This is a genomic window from Nocardioides sp. B-3, from assembly GCF_024703895.1.
Taxonomy (GTDB): Bacteria; Actinomycetota; Actinomycetes; order Propionibacteriales; family Nocardioidaceae; genus Nocardioides.
In genome coordinates, this window is sequence record NZ_CP087968.1 from 371,193 (window position 1) to 392,169 (window position 20,977).

Annotated in this window: 23 protein-coding genes, 2 tRNA genes and 8 pseudogenes; 11 read left to right on the top strand and 22 right to left on the bottom strand. The window is 67.7% G+C overall.

Features of this window, described 5'->3' with window-relative positions:
- Nucleotides 1-550 precede the first annotated feature (550 nt).
- Both LP418_RS32185 and LP418_RS32190 read left to right on the top strand, forming a co-directional pair.
- Complete coding sequence (locus tag LP418_RS32185) at nucleotides 551-808, top strand: HAD hydrolase-like protein (RefSeq protein WP_442940091.1); 258 nt, start codon at nucleotides 551-553, stop codon at nucleotides 806-808.
- Between the two features lie 28 nt (nucleotides 809-836).
- Nucleotides 837-1,313 carry an HAD family hydrolase gene (locus tag LP418_RS32190; RefSeq protein ID WP_442940092.1) on the top strand — a complete coding sequence of 159 codons (477 nt, stop codon included), beginning with the start codon at nucleotides 837-839 and terminating at the stop codon, nucleotides 1,311-1,313.
- An 80-nt stretch (nucleotides 1,314-1,393) separates the two neighbouring features.
- Here the strand turns inward: LP418_RS32190 and LP418_RS02545 are convergent, their stop codons facing one another.
- From LP418_RS02545 to LP418_RS02555, 3 genes are read right to left on the bottom strand one after another with little or no spacing between them, the layout of a single operon-like run.
- Nucleotides 1,394-1,798, bottom strand: coding sequence for a pyridoxamine 5'-phosphate oxidase family protein (locus LP418_RS02545; RefSeq protein WP_257955116.1), 405 nt, complete (start codon nucleotides 1,796-1,798; stop codon nucleotides 1,394-1,396).
- On the bottom strand, nucleotides 1,795-1,992 hold the full coding sequence (locus tag LP418_RS02550; protein ID WP_257955117.1) for a DUF6069 family protein: 198 nt from the start codon (nucleotides 1,990-1,992) through the stop codon (nucleotides 1,795-1,797). Before LP418_RS02550 ends, LP418_RS02545 begins: the two co-directional genes overlap by 4 nt.
- Nucleotides 1,911-2,246 (bottom strand): DUF6069 family protein, encoded by a 336-nt coding sequence (locus tag LP418_RS02555; RefSeq protein WP_257957302.1) that lies wholly within the window; start codon nucleotides 2,244-2,246, stop codon nucleotides 1,911-1,913. Before LP418_RS02555 ends, LP418_RS02550 begins: the two co-directional genes overlap by 82 nt.
- A 95-nt stretch (nucleotides 2,247-2,341) precedes the next feature.
- On the opposite strand from LP418_RS02555, the gene LP418_RS02560 reads away from it, so the two are divergent.
- Nucleotides 2,342-2,767, top strand: coding sequence for a MarR family winged helix-turn-helix transcriptional regulator (locus LP418_RS02560; RefSeq protein ID WP_257955118.1), 426 nt, complete (start codon nucleotides 2,342-2,344; stop codon nucleotides 2,765-2,767).
- A 137-nt stretch (nucleotides 2,768-2,904) separates the two neighbouring features.
- Complete coding sequence (locus LP418_RS02565) at nucleotides 2,905-3,291, top strand: VOC family protein (protein WP_257955119.1); 387 nt, start codon at nucleotides 2,905-2,907, stop codon at nucleotides 3,289-3,291.
- Nucleotides 3,292-3,583: 292 nt separating this feature from the next.
- Here LP418_RS02565 and LP418_RS32195 read toward each other — a convergent pair whose 3' ends face one another.
- The 8 genes and pseudogenes from LP418_RS32195 to LP418_RS02595 form a co-directional block, all read right to left on the bottom strand.
- Entirely contained in the window at nucleotides 3,584-3,787 is a 204-nt protein-coding gene (locus LP418_RS32195; protein WP_442940094.1) for a DUF3761 domain-containing protein, read from the bottom strand.
- A 404-nt stretch (nucleotides 3,788-4,191) separates the two neighbouring features.
- Nucleotides 4,192-4,431 (bottom strand): hypothetical protein, encoded by a 240-nt coding sequence (locus LP418_RS02570; protein WP_257955120.1) that lies wholly within the window; start codon nucleotides 4,429-4,431, stop codon nucleotides 4,192-4,194.
- 212 nt (nucleotides 4,432-4,643) lie between these two features.
- Nucleotides 4,644-4,979 (bottom strand): hypothetical protein, encoded by a 336-nt coding sequence (locus tag LP418_RS02575; protein WP_257955121.1) that lies wholly within the window; start codon nucleotides 4,977-4,979, stop codon nucleotides 4,644-4,646.
- Nucleotides 4,980-5,164: 185 nt separating this feature from the next.
- Entirely contained in the window at nucleotides 5,165-5,398 is a 234-nt protein-coding gene (locus LP418_RS32200) for a hypothetical protein (protein ID WP_442940095.1), read from the bottom strand.
- Nucleotides 5,395-5,625 carry a hypothetical protein gene (locus LP418_RS32205; protein ID WP_442940096.1) on the bottom strand — a complete coding sequence of 77 codons (231 nt, stop codon included), beginning with the start codon at nucleotides 5,623-5,625 and terminating at the stop codon, nucleotides 5,395-5,397. Before LP418_RS32205 ends, LP418_RS32200 begins: the two co-directional genes overlap by 4 nt.
- Before the next feature lie 357 nt (nucleotides 5,626-5,982).
- On the bottom strand, nucleotides 5,983-6,147 hold the full coding sequence (locus tag LP418_RS02585) for a hypothetical protein (RefSeq protein WP_257955122.1): 165 nt from the start codon (nucleotides 6,145-6,147) through the stop codon (nucleotides 5,983-5,985).
- Nucleotides 6,148-6,320: 173 nt separating this feature from the next.
- Nucleotides 6,321-6,795, bottom strand: a pseudogene (locus tag LP418_RS02590) (DinB family protein).
- A gap of 223 nt (nucleotides 6,796-7,018) precedes the next feature.
- Nucleotides 7,019-7,615 carry a VOC family protein gene (locus LP418_RS02595; RefSeq protein ID WP_257955124.1) on the bottom strand — a complete coding sequence of 199 codons (597 nt, stop codon included), beginning with the start codon at nucleotides 7,613-7,615 and terminating at the stop codon, nucleotides 7,019-7,021.
- Between the two features lie 350 nt (nucleotides 7,616-7,965).
- Here LP418_RS02595 and LP418_RS02600 point away from each other — a divergent pair.
- The 3 genes and pseudogenes from LP418_RS02600 to LP418_RS32210 form a co-directional block, all read left to right on the top strand.
- A pseudogene (locus LP418_RS02600) lies at nucleotides 7,966-8,520 on the top strand (DUF1989 domain-containing protein); the annotation flags it as partial.
- The gene (locus LP418_RS02605; RefSeq protein ID WP_257955125.1) at nucleotides 8,517-9,653 is read left to right on the top strand and encodes an NADH:flavin oxidoreductase; all 1,137 of its coding nucleotides are present in this window, start codon (nucleotides 8,517-8,519) and stop codon (nucleotides 9,651-9,653) included. The pseudogene LP418_RS02600 and the gene LP418_RS02605, both read left to right, overlap by 4 nt.
- Before the next feature lie 110 nt (nucleotides 9,654-9,763).
- Nucleotides 9,764-10,285, top strand: a pseudogene (locus tag LP418_RS32210) (polysaccharide deacetylase family protein); the annotation flags it as partial.
- 255 nt (nucleotides 10,286-10,540) lie between these two features.
- On the opposite strand, the gene LP418_RS02610 reads toward LP418_RS32210, so the two are convergent.
- Both LP418_RS02610 and LP418_RS02615 read right to left on the bottom strand, forming a co-directional pair.
- Nucleotides 10,541-11,755 (bottom strand): PucR family transcriptional regulator, encoded by a 1,215-nt coding sequence (locus LP418_RS02610; protein ID WP_257955126.1) that lies wholly within the window; start codon nucleotides 11,753-11,755, stop codon nucleotides 10,541-10,543.
- A 98-nt stretch (nucleotides 11,756-11,853) separates the two neighbouring features.
- On the bottom strand, nucleotides 11,854-12,099 hold the full coding sequence (locus LP418_RS02615; protein WP_257955127.1) for a PucR family transcriptional regulator ligand-binding domain-containing protein: 246 nt from the start codon (nucleotides 12,097-12,099) through the stop codon (nucleotides 11,854-11,856).
- Nucleotides 12,100-12,228: 129 nt separating this feature from the next.
- Between LP418_RS02615 and LP418_RS32215 the strand changes: the two are divergent.
- The 4 genes and pseudogenes from LP418_RS32215 to LP418_RS02625 form a co-directional block, all read left to right on the top strand.
- Nucleotides 12,229-12,483, top strand: a pseudogene (locus tag LP418_RS32215) (cytosine permease); the annotation flags it as partial.
- 25 nt (nucleotides 12,484-12,508) lie between these two features.
- A complete protein-coding gene (locus LP418_RS02620; protein ID WP_336275889.1) occupies nucleotides 12,509-13,804 on the top strand; it encodes a cytosine permease in 1,296 nt (431 codons plus the stop codon).
- A pseudogene (locus tag LP418_RS32220) lies at nucleotides 13,716-13,922 on the top strand (hypothetical protein); the annotation flags it as partial. The gene LP418_RS02620 and the pseudogene LP418_RS32220, both read left to right, overlap by 89 nt.
- A gap of 58 nt (nucleotides 13,923-13,980) precedes the next feature.
- The gene (locus LP418_RS02625; RefSeq protein ID WP_257955129.1) at nucleotides 13,981-14,988 is read left to right on the top strand and encodes an amidase family protein; all 1,008 of its coding nucleotides are present in this window, start codon (nucleotides 13,981-13,983) and stop codon (nucleotides 14,986-14,988) included.
- A 668-nt stretch (nucleotides 14,989-15,656) separates the two neighbouring features.
- Here the strand turns inward: LP418_RS02625 and LP418_RS02630 are convergent.
- The 9 genes and pseudogenes from LP418_RS02630 to LP418_RS02670 form a co-directional block, all read right to left on the bottom strand.
- A tRNA-Glu gene (locus tag LP418_RS02630) sits at nucleotides 15,657-15,729 on the bottom strand.
- 80 nt (nucleotides 15,730-15,809) lie between these two features.
- Nucleotides 15,810-15,881 (bottom strand) — tRNA-Gln (locus tag LP418_RS02635).
- Between the two features lie 89 nt (nucleotides 15,882-15,970).
- Entirely contained in the window at nucleotides 15,971-16,327 is a 357-nt protein-coding gene (locus tag LP418_RS02640; protein WP_257956875.1) for an acyl-CoA dehydrogenase C-terminal domain-containing protein, read from the bottom strand.
- A gap of 132 nt (nucleotides 16,328-16,459) precedes the next feature.
- Nucleotides 16,460-16,699 (bottom strand): annotated as a pseudogene (locus tag LP418_RS02645) (acyl-CoA dehydrogenase); the annotation flags it as partial.
- 343 nt (nucleotides 16,700-17,042) lie between these two features.
- A pseudogene (locus LP418_RS02650) lies at nucleotides 17,043-17,762 on the bottom strand (acyl-CoA dehydrogenase family protein); the annotation flags it as partial.
- 9 nt (nucleotides 17,763-17,771) lie between these two features.
- On the bottom strand, nucleotides 17,772-18,203 hold the full coding sequence (locus LP418_RS02655; RefSeq protein ID WP_257955130.1) for a CPBP family intramembrane glutamic endopeptidase: 432 nt from the start codon (nucleotides 18,201-18,203) through the stop codon (nucleotides 17,772-17,774).
- 50 nt (nucleotides 18,204-18,253) lie between these two features.
- Complete coding sequence (locus tag LP418_RS02660; RefSeq protein WP_257955131.1) at nucleotides 18,254-18,685, bottom strand: hypothetical protein; 432 nt, start codon at nucleotides 18,683-18,685, stop codon at nucleotides 18,254-18,256.
- Nucleotides 18,686-18,688: 3 nt separating this feature from the next.
- Nucleotides 18,689-20,140, bottom strand: coding sequence for a glutamate--tRNA ligase (gltX, locus tag LP418_RS02665; protein WP_442940097.1), 1,452 nt, complete (start codon nucleotides 20,138-20,140; stop codon nucleotides 18,689-18,691).
- Nucleotides 20,137-20,947: pseudogene (locus tag LP418_RS02670) on the bottom strand (fumarylacetoacetate hydrolase family protein). Before LP418_RS02670 ends, gltX begins: the two are co-directional and overlap by 4 nt.
- Between the last annotated feature and the right edge of the window lie 30 nt (nucleotides 20,948-20,977).

Here is a 20,977-nt window from a genome sequence, read left to right on the forward strand (position 1 = left end):
CGAAGAAACGCTGCGCGGAGCACCACTGCCGCGATTCCCGAGCGCGTAACCCGAGCACTCATCCATCTGCCGGATTGGGTGCGTTCTGGTGGCGGATCGGCTCGCGGAGCGTGCCAGTGCAGGATCGGCCTGTGGGACGTGTCGCGACTCTCGACGTTTGACCAACTGCGTGGTCATTCGGGTCGCGACGGAACTGCCCTCCGCCCGAGTAGCCGTGATCAATTACCAGAGCGGGCAAGGGGGAGCGACATTGCAGCGGCGCGTGACTGTTGAAGAGTGTGCGGGAAGAAGGAGGGAACGTGAGGACCCAAGCCAGCGCGGAGCTCGACTGGTGGTTCCGGGCTGCCTACTCGTCGGTCTCCCGCACCGTCTTCGTCATCCTGCACGATGGGCCGAGTCGGAGGAAATTGCGCAAGAGGCGTTCGTGCAGCTGTATAGGCACTGGTCGAGGGTCCGGGCAAAGTTCGGCCTTGGTGACGAGGCACTCCAGTCCCTCCGGGAGCGGCTGACTATTCTTCTCCTCACGTGATCGCCAACGAAAGATCCACCTATGCAACCGGTTGTCCTGTTCGACCTTGATGGCCTTTTGGTTGACTCCGAGCCGATCTGGGACGCAGCAAAGCGTGAAGTGTTCGGTCCACTTGGCCTGCACCTCACAAAGGAGATGCAGGCGGAAACACGCGGGCTGCGCCAAAGGGACATGGTGGCCTACTGGTTCGATCGGGCCAAAGTCCGAAGGCCGCCCCCGACGACGTCGAACAGAAGATCGTTGCCGCCGTGTGCCGAAGGCTGCAGGGAGTGGTGTTGAGACCCGGCGCGGCGCACGCCGTCGCGGCATGCGCGCGTCGAGGGCGATGGCTGTCGTGTCATCTTCTCCGGAGTCGGTGATTCGGCAGGCGCTCGCGAGCACCGGCCTTGACCGATCTTTCGATGCCGTGTTTTCAGCCGAGGATGACGAACACGGCAAACCCCACCCGGGCGCCTATCTCCGCGCAGCCGCCGCTCTCGGCGCGTCACCCGACGAATGCATTGTGCTTGAGGACTCACTCAACGGCGTCCTCGCTGGCGTGTCAGCCCAAATGAAGGTCGTTGCAGTTCCGGAGGCCGCTGATCGCTGCGATCCTCGCTTTGCGATTGCCACTCTGGTCTTGGAAAGTCTCAAGGACCTCGATCCCACTGTATTTGGCACGTATCTGTCCGGGAGAAGCCGGGACGCCCCGTGGGCATCGCCCGCTGCGGAACCTCGTCTTTCCGCCGGGACTTCGGTGAACCTAAGCCGCGAGGCGTCGATCCCACGGGACCCGTCGCCCTGAACGGGTGACGACCGGGCCGCGGATCTCTTCAGCGCAGGATCCGCTTGTGAGACACCTGAGCTCCTCCGCCAGTCGTGCCGTCAGCGCCGGTAGGCCATGGGCTTGCTGGCTCGGCGTGAGGTCGAGGGCTGTGGAGTCAGATTCCCCGGGGAGGTGACAGCTGTTGGGTTCAACCGGATCGCGCCGATGACCTCGTCGTAGGTCGCGTCTCCACGCACAATCAGTGCCCACGGCTTCCAGCCCTCCGTCTCGTCGACCCCGTCGATGACGACGGCTGCCTTGGGTTTGTCGGCGAGGTGCTTGACGCGTTGCGTGGCGCCGACGTCGCGGCCGGTCAGGAGGAGGTCGCCATTCTCGGCGTCGAACTTCCAGCCGGTTGGGACTACGTGCGGCATTCCCGTTCGGTCGACGGTCGCGATCCGGGCGAGCCCACGCGGGGCAGCGAGGAACTCGCGCTCGGCCTCGGTGAACGCCCGGCGGGTCATGACGAATGCTGCTCCTTCGGGGAGTTGTGGCGGACGGCGTACCACCGGGCAGCGCCAGTCACCACGTGCATGACCGCGAGGGCCGGGCGCGCGCCCGTGTCGGCCTCGGCCATCAACGGGGTCGCGATCGTGACGATGCCGAGCCCGAGTCCCGTCCACGCCAGCGCAGACCGGGCTCGAGCACGCCCTGACAACGCTGCAGCAGCAGCGTCCCCAACAGCAAGGGGACCGCGATGCTGATCAGGACGAAGACCGCAGTGACGTCCGTGCCACGGGCGGCCCCCGTCGGCGTGATCTGGAAGTCGGTTCCAGCCAGCCCGGCCGCCGCGTAGAGCGCGAGGCTGCCGGTTGCTGCGATGAGGGCGGCGTGCCCTCCGGCCCGCCGGGCAGCGCGGCCCGCGCCGGGCGTTGTGGCCGTGGTGTCGGTGACAGCGTGTGTGGTGAGCATGGCAATTCCCTTCACTAGTTCAATGATTGATGTCTTCATCGAATCAAAGATCCTTGATGTAGTCAAGGGTCGAGGACATCAAGTACCCTGTTGTCATGACGACCAAGAGCTTGCGACTCGACGAGGCCCACCAATTGACGCGTCTGCTCTTCCGGGTCGTCGACCGGGCGCAGGAGGACTTCCGGGAGGTTGTCGCTGAGGAGGGGCTGACCCCACCGCTGGCGCGGATGGTGTTGATGCTCGAGCAGCCGCAGCCGATGCGGGAACTGGCGGATCACCTGCGGTGCGACGCCTCCAACATCACCGGACTTACCGACCGCCTCGCCACGCGCGACTTCGTCGAGCGGGTTCCCAGTGAGGACCGGCGGATCAAGCTGGTCACGCTGACCGACCGGGGACGCCTGTTGCGATCCGGGCTGGTCGCAAGAGTGGCAGAGGGCTCGACCGTGATGCGCCGACTCAGTGACGACCAGCGGGCGACCCTGCGGCCGCTGCTCGAAGCAATGCTCATCGACGGCTGACGGACGGCCGAGACCGCGCGCGGCGCCGCACCACGAAAGCTGGCACGACCGTCCTCCGCCCACGGGGGTGCCCACCAGCTCGCTGAGATGATGCCTGCAAGCGGATCCGCGTGCGAGACGCTCTCCAGAGGCGACGGTTGCCGCGCGAGCGCTGGGTCGGCAAGGATCGTGTCATGGGTGTTCGCCGCGTGGTTCCAGATCTTGCCAGTGCATCGCTGGACGCAGCCAAGGACTTCTACGGCGACGTGCTCGGGTTGCTCCCGGTCATGGATCACGGCTGGATCGTCACGCTCGCCGACCCTGAGCGGGCGAATGCCCGGGTCAACCTCATGTCCCACGACGCCACCGCCGCTGTGATCCCCGCCGCCTCGATTGAAGTGGACGACGTGGACGCCTGCTATTCGGCAGCGATCCACGTAGGCGCGGAGATCGTTCACCCTTTGACCGACGAACCGTGGGGCGTTCGCCGCTTCTTCGTCCGTGACCCGGACGGACACGTGATCAACGTGCTGAGCCACCCGTAGGGCCTGTCAGAGCAGCCGGCATGTCCCACACGCCGATCCCGTTGTGGCACGCTCCACAGGAGCCGATCCTCAACCGGTCAACCAGCGTGCAGCGAAGCGATGACAGTGCACTGCCACATTGCGTCGACATTCACATGTCGCGCGTTCCAGAGCGAGTTCGAGTCGGCCAACCGATAACGACCGATTCTGCTGCGTTGTCCCCCTGCGTCGAGGCTCACTCGGCGGGGGCGGACTCATGTCCCTGTGTCACAGCAATGTCACAAATGTTGTGACCAAACGCCGCACGCGACGATCACCGGCCCGGATCGTTGTAGACCCAGCGTGCGACTCCGCCGTGCCACGAGCAGGTGCCACGGTTGTCGAGGGAGTAGGACACGGTCCCGTCGCGACAGACCGCGTGAGGCCGAAAGCCTTGCTCGTATGGCGCATCCGGGCTGGGGCTCCATTGCACGATTGCCGGGGGAGTGGGGGGGCGGCGCCACGGGGTTGGGCTCACCTATGAACAGGCCGACGATCCAGAGCACGATCCACACGGCTCCCGCAAGGCACGCGACGGTGGCGGCAACCAAGCCCGTAAGGGGCCCCCAGAGTCCGGCCGCAAGGGATTGCTGCGTGGGCTCCTTCGCGGGTCGGGGAACGCGCCCCCGACATCGAGGTGGGGCGGCCGCGTGAAGGGCGGGCGATGGATTCCACAGTGGTGCGCCGGTATTGCAACCGGTTGTTGACCTTCCGGCCCCCGAGTTGCGTGCGATGGCTGCGCACGCGACTCTCTGACCACCCGAGGAGGCTCGCAGCCTCTCGGGTGCCTATCCAGACAGATGGCCCGGGGGCCCTCGCCTGTCCCATGGCTTCACGCTAAGTCTGGAGACCGGACTTGTCTTCAGGTTGACCGAGCCATTGTCACCACGCGCAAACGAGCGCGGTGTGGGTTGCCAGTTGTCCAGTCAACTGCACGACCGAGACCCGCGTGACCGCTTGGACCGTCCGAGTGCAACGGCTCGCGAGCGGGTCGATCCGGTCCGGCCGTTGCAGGTCAACCACGTCGGCAGCGATTGCATCAATCTCGCGCCCGTGCTCCAACAACGTGCCGTTGTTCGCCCGGACCGCGCTCACGAGCAAGTCAAAGTCGGACGCGTCCACACCCCCGCTCGAGCCGGGAGGACCGGCCTCCCCTGTTAGTCCGCCCGGACCAGTCGGACCATGCGCCCCCTGCCGGGCCAGCAAACGAGTCGCGGAACACGAAGAAGCTCGCGGTGGCTCCACCGAAGCCGCAGAGGGTCGCCATCAGGCAGGTCACTAGTACGCGTGTAGCGGTGCTCATGCTCCGAGGATCCCCGCATGTTGCTCAGGCGTCAGCCAATCCGTGAAGCCGATCCCGCCCCGTCGTTCGCATCGGGCTCAGTCGCAGGCGCGACCACTTCCCAGCCCTTGCCGAGCTGCCGCGCCGCCCACGTCGACGCGGTGCGATAGGCCTCGCCGGTGCCGCCTTGAGTGTCGTACTGAGTCACGAGCGGCAGCACGAACGCGCGATCCTTTCGAGCGAACCAGAATCCGCCCATTGCCCGCCGCACGGCGGCAGCGTTGCCCGCCGGAACGTGGATGATCCCGACGTAGCGCTTGCCATGTCCGCCCGGGATCCGAGATATCTCGGCGTTCCGTCGGCCCTCATAGCCGTACTGGTCCAGCACGGTCGCGAGCCAACCGTCATGACCGCGACCGTCAAGCCGGTTCGCTATGCGCGTCGTCGTCGCGTCGCAGTAGGGCGTGCACTCGGGCGCCGCCGCGGCCGGGCTACCTCCGAGCGGCACGAGCAGGGCAAGGACAAGAGCGCAAAGCGCGAGACGTACGCGGTTACTCATGAGTTTCTCCTATGTCAAGCCGCAGTCGGCAAGCAAGCGCCGGTCCGTGCCTGATGGTCGGTTGTGAGGTGGTGGAAGACGGTGCGGGCGAGTCGTCGTTTGAGGCAGCGGAGTGCTTCACGGTTTGACATGCCTTCGGCCTTCTTCTTCTCGTAGTAGGTCTTGCCGAGGCTGCCTTCGAGTCTGATCTGGGTGACCGCGATGCGATGCAGCGCTGCGTTGAGTTGGCGGTTGCCCGACACGGTCATCCGGACCCGGCCGATGGTGTTGAGAGGTGGCGGCAGTCCTCGATCGCCCGGGTCAGGTCATCGCCGAACTCCGACCGTGCCCAGCGCAATGCCTTGCCGTGGCCCTTCGTGGTGGCCGGCACGGTGAGTTGCCCGATCTGCTTGCCGACCGCGTCGACAGCGACGAACGTGTGGGTCCGCTTGTGAACATCAGCTCCAACAACAACCATGGTGGTTGCCTCCTTCACTTTGTGAGAGGGACGGTTGGGCCGGTCGGCGGACACATCTCAGTGGGGGCGATGCCACGCTCCTATCAAGTCACGCCGGCCGGTCCGTCACACCCGATGTCGGCAAAACGCATGAAGGCCAGACCGAAGTCGGCAGCCACGCTACGAGCCAGACATCAGATGCTCAGGACCCAACCACCGCGATAGCGGCGCTGTCACCCTCACACTGACCGCCACGCTAGCGGCGTGAGGGCGACTCGTCGCGGGAAGCGGCGCCGCCTCCCCGCTCAGAGGCCCTCGCGGTAGCCCTCAAGGTGAGTCGCCGGGCTCCCGCCGGGACCGCGCCGAACCGTGCTGCCCACCGTCCTCTCCACTACCTCAGCCGCTCGGCTCTCGTCGTCGGTGCTCTCCCGTACGCGGGGCGTAGACACCGGGCACCATGCGCTTAGCGGATTGAGAAGAGAAGCCCTCGCGCGTGAGGGCGGCGACAACCTCGGCGATGCGACCTTGGTCCACGAGGAAGTACGCGAGTTTCTGAGTCATGCGCCTAACGCTACGAGATCTCGTCAGCTATCCCCCGGAGTTGCCGCGCTTGCGTGCGTCGTCGTGAGCGCCGCCCACACCGGTCACGAAGTTGACCCCGCCCGGCCGCGCCGGGCCGTCGCCTCACCGGCGGCTAAACCTAAGTTCCATTCGGCGATCGTCATTCGACGACGTCAGGTCTTGCGCCGGGCGAGGAGCTGCTCAACCAGAATGTCTCCGTGCCCCGCGTGCCGGGCGAGTTCCTGCACGAGGTGGGCAAGGATGAACCGGAGGGTCACGTCGCCGGAATGCCGGGCGTAGGTTTGGTCCGGGTCGCGCCCGGCGGCGATCTGGCGCGAGCGCGCAGGCGTCGACGTACGCCGCCCGGACCGTCTCCACCGTGTCTTCCTCAACGAGCTGGAAGCTGTCGTCGACCTCGTCGGGCAGTCCCAGCTCCGCCCTCGGCACCCCGGCCACGCGATGGTGGAACCAGACCCGCTCCACGAATGTGGCGTGCTTGACCAGCCCCGGGGGCGTCGTCAGCGAAGGCACCAGCCGGGCCCGCGCCTCGTCCTCCGATAGAGGTTCGAGCAGGCTGGCGATCTCGTCGCGCTGGCGGTCGACCATGCCCTCCAGCAGGGTCCTCTCATCGGCGCGCAGTATGTCCATGCGGGCGAGCCTAGAGGGCTACCCGGGCACGCCCGGTTGGGCTTCGCCGTGAGTCGCCCCAGCTGACATCACCGCGTGACGATCCCGGTGCGGCGACGCATCGGTCAGCCACGGCGGATCGCGAGAGCGATGCAGTTTGGACCGTCCAGGACCAGTGTGGCGCCGTCGGCTCGCAGTCCGGTCATCGAACCGGACCTGGCCCCTCAACTACAGCCACGAGGTGTCAGTTGCGCTGCTCCCGCACCGGCGGGGCTTCACCGACCGGCGGGGGTGCGGGGAACCACATCTCAGGCTCGGGCCACACAAAGCCCTGCGGGATCGTGTAGGTCTCGAAAGTGGTGGTGGTGGTGGTGGTGGTGGCACCAGCGGTGTCGAAGAACGCGAACGCATTGCTGTCCATGAACCGGCCGGCTCGGGAGCAGGGGAACCCACGGCGGCCGAACTCCTCGGCGCGGCTGTCCCACGCGGTCTCGCCGCAGTCGAAGGCGATGTGGTGGACACCCTCGCCGCTGGTGTCGAGGAACTCCCGGATGATCGAGGGGCCGTACAACGGTTGCATGAGCTCGAAGGCGATGTCGCCCACGTCCGCGAAGGCGACCTTGAGCCCCCAGTCAGCGGGCTCGCCGCCGTACTCACGATCGGTCACGGTCGACCCGTCGAACGTGTATACGCGCCACGGACCGATGCCGAGCCGCAGCATGCCCTCCATCGTCCTCTGAAGGTCCTCCGTGGCGAAGCAGACCTCGATGAGGTCGCCCGGAAAGCGTTGCTCATGGACGTTCGCGCTGAGCACCTCGGGCAACGAGTGCGGCTCGGGCATGGGTTTCCTCTCGATCTCGTCTGTGTCCTCAGGGTGTGCAGGTGAGACACAGGTAGTGGAACCGGGAGTAGAGCGAACCACTGGAGCTCGAGAACGACTAGCCACGATCCTCCAACGATCTGCCTCCATCAATGGACATAGCCACACCCAGATTCTGCGCTGCTCGCTGGCGAGTGGCCGCTTTGAGTAGGCTGTGTGAATCTCTAGTCAGCAAGGCTTGATAGTGGCTTTTTCTCTATTGGACTACCCAACTGAGGGACGTTGACTCTCCAGCATGGACATCACTACCGCGATCCGTCACGTGATCCCCGCCCGCGAATGCAGGGTCGTGCTGCTTCGCGCGGGCCAACGGGGTTGACTTGGTCGACCCGGAGGGCGGGCAGGTCGGCGACGTGTTCGCGTTCGCGGCCGACGACCCGCTGGAACATCACAGCGCGTCGCACACTCGGGCCCACGTGCACCGGCTCTTCCCGGCCGTGGGCGAGGAGTTCGTCACGAGCAAACGCCGCCCGATCTTGGCGCTGCGCGCGGATACCTCCCCGGGCCGTCACGACATGCTGGTTGCGGCCTGTGATGACCGCCGATATGAGGCGTTGGGATCGCCCGGCCACCCTTCCTGTGCGAGAAGCCTTCGCTCGGCGCTGACCGGGCTCGGCCTGAAGACGGACGTGGTCCCCCAGCCCATCAATGTCTTCATGGACGTGCCGGTCGACGACGGCGGCGACCTCGTCTGGCTGCCGGCTTCCACGACCGCGGGTGACCTGATCACCTTCGAGGCGCTGATGGACTGCTACCTCGCCGTTGCTGCTTGTCCCCGGGACCTGACCCAGATCAACAACTCGCGACCCACCTCGCTCGCCCTCGACATCCACGTTTCGACGACTCCCCGGGAGACCCTGCGATGACCATCACCCCGACCACTGCACATCCCACACTCGACCCCTTCCGGCTCGGCCAGCTGGAGCTGACCAATCGCCTCGCTGTCGCGCCGATGACGCGAGTGTCGGCGGAGCCGGACGGGACCCCCACCGCGGAGATGGCTCACTACTACCGAGAGTTCGCGGAGGGCGGGTTCGGACTCGTGATCGTCGAGGGCACCTACACCGATGCCACGCACAGCCGGGGCTACCTGTGCCAGCCAAAGGGTCTGGTCAGCGAGGCCCACGTGGCCGGTTGGCGCGCGGTGGTCGACGGTGTTCACCGGGCCGGCGTTCCCCTGATCGCGCAGCTCATGCACGCGGGCGCCCTTTCGCAGGGCAACCCCAGCGGCCACGGCACCATCGCCCCGTCCGCAGTGAAGCCGCTGGGACGAATGTTGGAGGAGTACGGCGGCGCAGGATCCCGGCCCACGCCCCGAGAAGCGAACCGGGCGGATCTCGCCGAGACCGTGGCGGGTTTCGTCGCGGCGGCGGCGAACGCGCGCAGCGCGGGGTTCGACGGGGTCGAGATCCACGGTGCCAACGGATACCTGCTCGACCAGTTCCTGACCGCCTACACGAACCGACGCAGCGACCACTACGGCGGCGACGTCGCTGCCCGCATCCGGTTGACGGCAGAGGTCGTCGGCGCGGTCGTCGCTGATGCGCCGAGCGGCTTCGTGGTGGGGGTGCGCCTTTCGCAGACCAAGGTCAACGACTTCGTCTACCGCTGGCCGGGAGGTGCCGGCGACGCCGAGACCATCTTCGTGGCGCTCGCCGACGCCGGGGCCGGCTACCTGCACGTGGCGAGTGAGGGCCGCGACTTCATCGAGACCGCGCGGTTTGCCGACGGCCGGACGATCACGTCGGTGGCAAGGGAGGTCTCGGGACTCCCGGTCATCGCCAACGGCGGCATGCACGACCTCGGCCGGGCGGTCGACGTACTCAGCGGCGGCCATGCCGATCTGCTGTCGCTGGCTCGGGGCGCCCCGGGCAACCCGGATCTGCCCAGACGTGTAGCCTCCGGGCGCGCACTCGACGAGTTCGACCATGACTTCATCACACCTGCTGCGACGATCGGCAACACGCGCGCGCATCGCGCGGCTACCGTGGCCCGATGACGGCCAGCTGGCTCGGAGACTCCGCGGCGGTCGCCACGCTCACTTTCGACGTCGACGCGGAGACGCCGATACTCGCGGCGGGCCGCAGGTTTGCTGACCACCCGATGGTGATGTCTCACCAGTCCTACGGGCCGGACGTTGGTGTGCCCCGCATCTTGGACCTGCTCGACGACCTCTCGGTCCCGGCCACGTTCTTCGTTCCGGGTTGGGTGGCCGAGCACCGGCCGGGCTTGGCTGCCGGCATCGTCGAGCGCGGGCATGAGGTCGCCCATCACTCCTACAGCCATCGCGCTCCCACGTCACTGACCGCGGAGGAGGAGCGACACGACTTCGAACGGGCACTCAACGTGTTTGCGCAGCAGGGCATCGAGATCGTCGGTCACCGCGCGGCAATGTGGGGAGCCAGTGCGCAGACGCCCGAGCTGATCCGGGAGTTCGGCTTGATCTACGACTCGTCCCTGATGCACGACGACCGTCCGTACCGGCTGGCCACGTCGGCCGGGCCGATCGTCGAGCTGCCCGTGCACTGGTCCCTCGACGACTGGGAGCAGTACGCCTTCCTCCCCGCCCCTCACATCGGATCGGTGATCGAGTCGCCGGTCAAGGTGGCTGAGCTGTGGCGCGCCGAGCTGGACGGCATGCGTCACTACCACTCGCTGTTCAACCTCTGCATCCATCCTTTCCTGTCGGGTCGCCCGGGACGCGCCCCCTCGCCCTGCGCGGCTTCCTTGAATACGCCCTCGAGTGTGGGGACGTCGCCTTCGCCCGGTGCCGCGACGTGGCCAGAGCCGTCGAGAAGGACGCGTCCCTGCCGACCCGCCGGATCTCGGCGCCCCCCGTCGATCTCGACGTCTACCCAGACTGACTCGCCGACGCACTCAAGATCCTCAGGACATGCCGTCGGCCTCGATGGCGAGGAACAGGTTGACCCGCTCGTCGAGGCGGCCCAGATCGCGGCCGGAGATCTCACTGATCCGCTGCAGCCGATTGCGCAGCGTGTTGACGTGGATAAACAGCTCTTCGGCGGTGACGGACCACTGGCCGTCGTTGGCGAGGAAGGCGCGCAGGGTCCGCTCCAGCTCTGCACCCGCCTGCCGATCCTGCTCACGGATCGGGCCGAGCACGTCATCGGCGAAGCGGCGCAGGGTCTCCCGGTCGTGGAGCGCCAACAGCATAGAGTGCGTGCCGACCTCGGCGAACGACGCGACTGTCGGACCGGCACCACGTCGGCGCAGCACGGCACAGGTCTCGCGAGATCTCGCCAGCGGCTCCTTCAACTTCGTTGCGTCCTCGGCCGGGTCGCCCACTCCGACGAGGACCCGGAGGTCCTCCCGGCGCCGCGCCACGTCGTGGCTGAGACTGCTGGCCAGCTGGCGCAGCGCCGGCTGGTCGTCGTCCCAGCCGAAGACGGCCACGATGTCCCGGCTGCCCGGGGCGAGCAGGGCGCGGATCCCGGTGCTGACAAAGAAGTCCTCCACGAGCTCCGGGCCCGGGGCGACGGCCTCCCCGGCGGCCATGAAGGCGATGGTCAGGATGGCGAGACGGCGCTGCGGATCGATCCCAAACGCTCGCAGTCGGTCAGGGATCTCATGGGAACGCGCACTGCCCGAGAGGATCATCTCCAGCAGTTCCCCGGAGAAGCGGGTCTCGATGGCATGCACGGCCTGCTGCTTGGCGAGCTCGAGGCTGAGGAACAATGCGGCCCGGTCGAGCGCCCCGCGTTGGGTTCCGTCGAGCTGATCCAAGGGACGCAGGCAGACCAGACCGGCGTCCGCCTCGCCGATCGCACCCTTGACCGGGAAGAGCGAGCTCGGCCCGATGCCGGGGAGGTCGACCTGCGGCTGCGGCCTCGGAGCGCACAGTGCGTCACCCACGGCGGACAGTTGCTCGCTGGACAGCTCGGCACCAGCCGTCGCCAACTGCCGGCCGCTCCGGTCGGCGACCACCGGGGGCAAGGAGTGATCGCGGCGCAGCACGCGCAACACGCCATCCGCTCCGCCGCCCCGGGTGAGAGACATCGCCAGCGCGTTGCCCCGACGGATCGTGTCGTGCAATCCCTTCTGACGGTGCCCGGACTGGATCCGGGCCGCGGCCTCGGTCACGGCCGTGAACGGAACCTCGATCGGAAGCGACAGCAGGGGGAGCCCAGCCTCGAGGCAGGCCAGCTCAACCGCCGGGGGCACTTCCGGGATCTGTGCCGTCAATCCGAAGACCAGTCCCGCAGCGCGCCCCGACCCAGCGAATGCACGAAGTCCGCGGGTGTCACCCGGCCGATCCAGAGTCCGTTGGTGAGCACCAGCTCGGATGCCCGGATGTACGGCGAGGGGTCGGGCAGCTCCGTGTTGTGCAGCCACAGCACCTCGAGCCCGAGCTCGGCCTCACGGCCCGGGGCGACGAGCTGCAACCCGAGACCGGGTTCGGACAGGAGCGCCCGGACGGTGAACATGTTGTGAAAATACACAGGAGGACACAGATACGAAGGATGAATCCACATACCCGTGGACCTGTCCGGGCGAGTTCTATGAGCCAGATCACTAGAAAGTTCCTCGGGACACCCCGGACATTTGGAGATGCCATGACCAGTTCCTCGACCACCCGGCCCCCGACGCCGGATCCGGCAGTAGCCGGACCAGCAGTTCCATTCGACGCCCACGGGATCGACCCGATCCCGGACGAGGCCCGCGACGCCACTCCGGCCGAGCTGTTCTGGATCTGGGCAGGGGCCAACATCGCGCCCATCAACTGGGTGCTCGGTGCCCTCGGCATCGCCCTTGGCCTCAGGTTGCGAGACACGCTCATCGTGGTCGTGCTCGGCAACATGGTCGGGTGCACCCTGTTCTGGGTTCTTCAACGTGATGGGCCACCGTTCGGCGGTCAACCAGATGGTGATCGGCCGGTCGCCGTTCGGGATCAGGGGGGCGTCGATCCCGGGCGCAGTCCAGTGCCTCCTCACCATGGCGTGGGTCGGCGTCAACACACGGGTGGTGCTCGACCCGGTTCTGGCACTGCTCGGCAAGTTTGGCATCGAGGGAGGGCTCGCGCTGGAGTACCTCGTGGCCGCGATCATCATGGTCGTCCAGCTGCTGCTGGCCCTCTACGGGTTCTACGCCATTCGCTCGTTCGAGAAGTGGACCGTCCCGATCACCGTCGCGGTGATGGCCGTGATGACCGTGGTGGCCGTCGGTCAGGCCGACGTGAACTGGTCGCAAGGCACCGTCAACACCACCGGTGAGCGCGTCACTGCCATCACCCAGCTCGCCACCGCGATCGGCGTGGGCTGGGGGATCTCGTGGATTCCCTACTCCGCCGACTACAGCCGTTTCGTGAGCACCAAGGTATCGGGCAGGTCCGTCTTCTGGGCGTCGACGCTCGGCATGTTCGTGCCGACGGTGTGGCTGGCTGCCCTCGGTGCCCTGCTCGCAAGCTCGGGCGACAACAGCGATCCGTCAGCGCTGGTCGTGAACACGTTCGGCATCCTCGCCGTGCCGGTGCTGCTCCTGATCATGCACGGACCCGTCGCCACCAACATCCTCAACCTGTATTCCTGCTCGCTGGCTGCCCTCTCGATCGGCGTGAAAATGGCGCGGTGGAAGCTGACCCTGCTGGCCGGGCTAGTGGCATCGGCAGTGCTGGTCGTGTTCGTGCGGGCCGACAGCTTCGCTCAGACCTTCGACCACTGGATGGTCTCGATCCCGGTATGGATCAGTCCCCGGGCCGCGATCGTGCTGGTCGACTACTTCGTCGTCCGGCGCGGCCGGCTTGACGTCCCCGAGCTCTTCGAGACGCCTGCCCGATCGATCTACGGTGCCTACAACGTGCGTGGCCTGCTGAGCCTCGGAGTCAGGCTCGTCGCCGCCCGGGTCTTGGCAGTACGGCTTGGTGCCGGCGATGCAGGGGCCACTCGCTACGGCGTTCGGCCGGACGGACTTCTCGTGGCTGAGCGGCGGTGTGGTCGCGGGTGGCCTCTACTACCTGCTCGCTCGTTCGCGCGTTGGATCGCCTGCGGAGTCGACCGTCGAGTCGCCGGTGGCCACGGCCCCTCGGGTCTGAGGAGCCCGGCGGATGCTGGTGGGAATCCCAAAGCAACCGAGTGCCGCACACCGGGCAGGCGCCCTCGTGGCGACGACAAGCCGGGTGCTCGAACGGTGTGAGCGGACGGTGGGCGTCTTCACCACGGTGCTGGGCGACCGGGCGCTCGAGTCGGCGAGACGTTCGGCTGAGCGGTTGGCGGTGGGCGCCTCACTGGGACCGTGGGACGGCGTACCGATCGCTGTCAAGGACGTCTTCGACGTTGCCGGAACGAAGACCACCAACGGATCGGTCCTCGATGCCTCCCCGAACCGTCGCGCGGCGCGACGCCGGACTCGTCCGCCGCCTCCGGGAGAACGGGGTCGTCGTGGTGGGGAAGACCACGATGAGCGAGCTGGCCTTCTCCGGCCTCGGCATCAACCCCCACCACGGCACTCCCGCCAACCCGCGCTCCCGAGAGGTCCCGCTCGTGCCCGGCGGGTCGTCGTCGGGATCCGCCGCGGCGGTGGCGTCGGGACTGGTCCCGTTGGCGATCGGCACCGACACCTCAGGATCCGTCCGGGTGCCGGCAGCCTTCTGCGGTGTCGTCGGCTACAAAGCGAGTGCGGGTCGGTTCCCCACCGACGGGATGCGGGCCTTGGCCCCCGGGCTCGACAGCGTCGGCGTACTTGGCTCAGACGTGGCTCAAGTCCGCAGCCTCGTTCTCGCACTGACGGGACAGGCCGGGCCGCACACGACCAGCTCCGCGCTCCTTGTAGTGCCGGACGACGCCGTCGTCCACGACTGCGATCCCTTTGTGTCAGCGTGGTTCGCAGCCCGGGTGCAACGGCTGGCGGCTCTCGGCTTCCGTATAGAACATCGGGCAGTGCCCGTCCTTGCGGAGGCGCAACGGCTGATGGACGACCACGGAACAGTCGTCGCCGCCGACGCCCGGCTCCGCTACGGCCATCTCCTGACCGGACCAGAAGGTGACTTGCTCGACCCGGCCGTCGCTCGCCGGCTCCGCGCCGGGGCAGGCGTCGTCGGCGGGACCGTTGTCGTCCGGTCGGAGATGGCCCGGCTGCGACGACAGCTCGATGGACAGCTGGACGGGGGGTACTTGATCTGCCCGACCGTGCGGCACTCACCACCGTCGCTGGCCGAGGTGACGCGGTCCGCGGCGGCGTACGACGCCCTCAACGCACGCACCCTGCGCACGACGATGCTCCTGAGCTACCTCGGCATGCCCGGCGTCAACCTGCCGTTGACGGACGGGGGCCGCACGGCGTTGGCCTGCTGGTCTCGAGCACCGACGGACTCGACCTAACCCTCCTCGACATCGCCCACCGGATCGAGGAAGCCACGCGCCTCGGCTGACCCGCCACGAGAAACCGCAGGCCAAGACGCTCTGCCAGCGGCCGGAATGGTCGTACGCGTCGTCGCGTAGGTCCCACAAGCTGTCCACAAGTCTGCGCTCGACGTTCGCCACTGCCGGATTCTAGGGCCGCGATTGCCCGGCTGCTCGTCGGCATGACCGACCGCTCGCGGTGCGGGCCGAGGCATGTCCGGACGTACCGCAGGCCGAACCCCGTTCGAGACGCGGCCCCAAGCTTTGGCCGATGTTGGACGCTCGTCCCGTATGCCCTGTCCGGGTTGCGTCTCCGGGAACGGGGCGTTCTACGGCCCCGTTCCGCCCAACAATCTTCTCACCGCTGCCGAACCCGTCATCCGCTCCGACCTACCTCGTGATCATTGATCACCATTGGCTATCCACGGCCCGCAAGATCCTCTTCAGATAACGGTCACCTGTTCGACGACCGGCTCGACGAGGTCGGCGAGGCGATGGATCGCGCCCGAGCAGCCGCCCATCGGCGCCGCAACACCGTGGGAGTGTTGCCCCGTGTTGCCCGAGCGTTGCCCCAGCCCGAAACGAGTGAAAATGCCGAAGAGGCCCCGGCCAGCGTTTCTGCTGGTCAGGGCCCCTTGTCGGACCTGTACCCCCGACCGGATTCGAACCGGCGCTACCGCCGTGAGAGGGCGGCGTGCTAGGCCGCTACACAACGGGGGCAAGCACTGCTTTGATGCGGAGGGAACTCTAGCCGAGGCTGGAGTTCCGCTCCAAATCCCCCACTGTTGGCGAGGATTTCGCTGGGATACTAGGACTCGAACCTAGAATAACTGGACCAGAACCAGTCGTGTTGCCAATTACACCATATCCCACTGACTTACTAGTTTTCAGCCCTTCTGACGTGTCGGCCGGACCGAGAAGAAACCTTACACGCGGTTGCGAGGCTTCCAAAACGGGCAGTTCAGAACCACTCGTCGCGCATGGCCAGCGTGGTGTCATCGCCCGACGCGAGCAGCTCGAACTGGGCCCGGGTGCGGGGCAGTTCCCACCGGAAGAAGTACGCCGCGGCCTGCCGCTTGCCGTCGTAGAAGTCTCCCGACTTGTCGGCGCAGGCGATGTGCTGCTCCAGCCACAGCCACGCCACCACCAGGTGCCCCACCGCATCCGGGAACACCGTCGAGTTGGCCATCATCCGATCCACGGAGCCCGGGCCCGCGAGCGCACCCACGGTGCTCGTCAGCTGGTCGATCGACTCCCGGAGACGATCTGCGAAGCCCGCGGCGTCACCACCGACCTCGCGGGCGCGCGAGATGGTCACGGCCATCCGGGCGCCCAGCACCGCAAGGCGCGCCCCCCGTCGGACAGGACCTTGCGACCGAGCAGGTCGAGTCCCCCGGATGCCGCGGGTGCCCTCGTGGATCTGGTTGAGGCGGTTGTCGCGGTAGTGCTGCTCGACGTCGAAGTCCCGCGTGTAACCGGCTCCCCCGAGCACTCGGATGGCGAGGCTGTTGGCCTCCAGCCCCCACACCGACGGCCAGTCCTTGACGATCGGCGTGAGCACCTCGAGCAGCTGAGACGCCTCCGCCCGCTCCTCGTCCGAGGGGGCGGTCAACATGTCGTCGTACACGCGAGCGGCGTACAGCACGAGGGCGAGGGCCCCTTCGACGTAGGCCTTCTGGGCCAGCAGCATGCGGCGTACGTCGGCGTGCTCCACCGGGGCCACCTGCGGCTCCTCCGGACCGACCGACACCGGGCGACCCTGCGGGCGCGACCGCGCGTACGCCCGGGGACTTGAGGTAGCCGGTGTAGCCCGGGGCGGCGCCTGCCAGCCCGACGCCGATCCGGGCCTCGTTCATCATCGTGAACATGTAGGACAGCCCGCGGTGGGGCTCGCCGACGAGGTAGCCCACCGCCCCAGCCTCACCGCCCGGGGTGAACGCGCCGGACCCGAAGGTCGGAGCGGTGTTGACCGTGCCGCGCCAGCCCATCTTGTGGTTGATGCCGGCCGGGGTGACGTCGTTGCGCTCACCGAGCGTGCCGTCGTCGTTGACGAGGGTCTTGGGGACCAGCAGCAGGGAGATGCCACGGGTGCCGGGCGGACCTCCCGGGATCTTGGCGAGCACGAGGTGCACGATGTTGTCGGCGAGCTCGTGGTCGCCCGCGGAGATCCACATCTTCTGGCCGAAGACGCGATAGGTCCCGTCGTCCCGGGGAACGGCCCGAGTCGTGATGTCGGCGAGGTTGGACCCGGCTTGTGGTTCCGACAGCGCCATGGTGCCGAGGAAGCGGCCCTCCAGCAGGGCCGGCACGAAATTCTCGACCAGCTCGGCCGAGGCGTGCTCGACCAGCAGGTTGGCGTTGCCCGCGGTGAGCGAGAGGTAGCCCGTGGTGCCCATGTTGGCGGCGGCGAACCGGGCCGCGGAAGCGACACTGACGACGGTCGGCAGCTGCATCCCGCCGTGCTCCTCGTCGAAGCCCAGTCGCAACAGGTCGGCTGCGGCGTACGCATCGACCGCGGTCTTCACCTCCGGGATGAGGTGGACCTGCTGGCCGTCCCACCGAGGCTCGTCGAGGTCGGCCGCCCGGTTGTGCGGGGCGAACAGGTCGGTGGCCGGGCGCTCGCTCAGTCCGAGGACGCCGTCGAACGTCTCGCGCGAGTGGTCGGAGAAGCGCTCGCGGGTCGTGAGGGCCTCGACCTCCAGCCACTCGTGGAGCAGGAACTCCGTGTCGCGGCGGGACATGATCTCCGACATCGGGCCTCCTCAGGCGGGGGTGTGGGTGGTGGCGAGGCCCATCCGCCGCGCCACCCGGGTCGCGAGAGCAAGGTAGACGAGGGACTGGGTGAGGGTGCCGGGCAGGCTCCACCACGTGCCGCCGGTGGGGTTCAGCGCACTGCTCATGTCAGTGAACGCCAGCGCGAGGCCGAAGGCGAGGAAGTTGTTGAGCACGTGCATCGCGATGCCCGCCTCCAGCCCGCCGGTCAGGATCACCGGGGCGCCGGCCACGAGCCCGAACGCGAAGCGGTCGACGAAGATCGGCAGGTCCCGGCCGACGCCGTGGGCGAGTGCGAACAGCAACGACGACAGGAGTACGGCGACGACGCGGCTGCCGAAGGCACCGCCGAACGCCTGCATGAGGTAGCCCCGGAACGCGAACTCCTCCCCCGCTGCCCGGAGCGGCGTGAGGATCAGCACCACCAGCAGGAAGTCGCGCGTGGTGTCGGTGAAGGCGTTGGCCTCACCGCTCAGCTCAGGTGCCTCCCCCGTGCGGCACGAACGTGGAGACGATCACGGTCGCCATCAGTGCCACCACGGAGAGCCCGATGCAGACGAGCAGGAAGCGCCAGCGGATCCGGCGGGCCACCGACATCAGCCACCCGGGCCCCAAGCCGTGGAGGGCCGGGTTGACCCGGGATCGCTATCGGGATCGCTGCGGCGAGCACCGGGTTGACGTAGGCCAGCCCCAGCGGCGTGACGTTGTCGAGGTCGAGGACGGACTCCATCCCGGTCCCGATCGGCTGTCCCGTCGCCAGCAGCCACACGACCATCGGAAAGAACAACCCGATCGGCGCGAGGACGAACGTCGCGAAGAGCAGCAGCGGGACGCCCACGATCGCGCGCCACACGCCGGGTCGCCCCAGTCGATGGAGCCGGTGGTACTCCAGTGGCTCGGGCATGCGTCAGGCGGACAGCGCGTCGTGCAGGCGCGCGAGGGAGCGCTCGCGGCCGAGCAGCTCGAGCGACTCGAACAGCGGCGGGCTGATCTTGCGGCCGGAGACGGCGATCCGGACCGGGCCGAACGCGTTGCGCGGCTTCAGCCCGAGCTCGTCGACGAGCTTGGCGCGCAGGGCGCCGTCGATGGCGTCGGTGCTCCGGGCGTGGATGGCCGACAGTGCGTCGTACGCCGCCTTGACCACCTCGCGCCCGGCATCGTCGAGATCGTCGTGGCGCACGAAGTCGGCGTCGGCGACGAACAGGAAGTCGAGCATCGGCGCGGCCTCGGTGAGCTTGTTGATGCGTTCACCGACGAGCGGCATCGCCAGCTCGAGCAGCTGCGCGTCCGCATCGGAGACAGGATCGCCCAGCACTCCGGCCGTCTTGAGGAAGGGCATTGCCCGGTGGGTGATGTCGTCGAGCGAGAGCAGTCGCATGTGCGAGGCGTTGATCGCGTCGGCCTTCTTGATGTCGAAGCGCGCCGGGTTGGGGTTGACGTCGCCGATGTCGAACGCCTCGACCATCTCCTCCATGGAGAAGATGTCGCGGTCGCCGGAGATCGCCCACCCCAGCAGGGCCGGGTAGTTGAGCAGGCCCTCGGGCAGGAAGCCCCGGTCGCAGTAGGCCAGCGCGTGCGCCTCGGGGTCCCGCTTGGAGAGCTTCTTGTTGCCCTGCCCCATGACGTAGGGCAGGTGCCCGTAGCTCGGGGTCGCCGTCGCAATCCCGACCTCCTTCAGGGCCTCGAAGAGGGCCAACTGCCGCGGGGTGCTCGAGAGCAGGTCCTCGCCGCGCAGCACGTGGGTGATCTCCATCAGGGCGTCGTCGACCGGGTTGACGAGCGTGTAGAGCGGGTCGCCGTTGGCGCGGCACAGCGCGAAGTCGGGGACGTTCTCGGTCTCGAACGTGATGTCGCCGCGGACCGGGTCGGTCCAGGTGATCGACCCGTCGGGCATCCGGAACCGCACGATGGGCTTGCGACCATCTGCCTCGAACGCGGCCCGCTGCTCGGCGGTGAGCTCGCGACAGAAACCGTCGTAGCCCATCACCTTGGAGCCGCTCGCCTTGCGCCGTACGTCGACCTCGTCGTTGGTGCAGAAGCACTCGTAGGTGTAGGACGAGTCGCGCAGCCGCGCGAGGGCGTCGGCGTAGATCTCGCCGCGCTCGCTCTGCTTGTAGGGGCCGTGCGGGCCGCCGACCTCGATGCCCTCGTCCCGGGTGAGCCCGAGCCAGCGCCACAGGTCCGGGATCCCGTCATAGGACTCCCGGGTGCTGCGCTCCTTGTCGGTGTCCTCCATCCGGAAGACGATCGTGCCGCCGTGGTGGCGCGCGAACGCCCAGTTGAACAGCGCCGTGCGGGCGAGGCCGACGTGCGGGGAGCCCGTCGGGGACGGGCAGAAACGGACGCGGACGTTGCTCAACGTGATGCCACCTTGTTCGTGAGGGTGCCGAGGCCGGCGATGGAGACCTCGACCTCATCGCCGATCTCCATGGGTCCGACACCCGCGGGGGTGCCGGTGAGGATGACGTCGCCGGGCAGCAGCGTCATCACGCTGGAGACATAGGCGATCAGGGTCGGGATGTCGAAGATCAGGTCGCTGGTCGACCCGTCCTGCTTGAGGTCGCCGTTGAGGTGCGTCTGGATCTGTACGCCGTCGGCGAAGTGCTGCGGGTCGAGGTCGGTCTCGATCCGGGGACCCAGAGGGCAGAACGAGTCGAACCCCTTGGCCCGGGTGAACTGGCCGTCGCTCTTCTGCAGGTCGCGGGCGGTGACGTCGTTGGCGATCGTGTAGCCGTGGATGACGTCGGTCGCCTGCTCGACCGGCACGTCGCGGCAGATGCGGCCGATGACGACGGCGAGCTCGCCCTCGAAGTGCACGTTGCTCGACTGGGACGGGTAGAAGATCGGGTCACCCGGACCGACGACGCTGGTGTTGGGCTTGATGAACATCAGCGGCTCGGCCGGGACTTCGTTGCCCATCTCGGACGCGTGGGCAGCGTAGTTGCAGGCCGATCCCGATCACCTTGCTCCGCGGCAGGACCGGTGCCAACAACCGCACGTCGGCCAGCTTGAACTGCTGGTCCAGCAGCTTGACGCCGACGTAGAGCGGATCGCCCGCCAGCGCCACGATGACCGCGTCCTCGTCGGGCTGGCCGAACTCGTCGACCTCTCCCGTGACCACGCCGTACATCGGCTCGTCCCCAGCGGTGAATCTCGCAATACGCACGGCCCCGACCCTATCGCCGGGGTGGAGGAC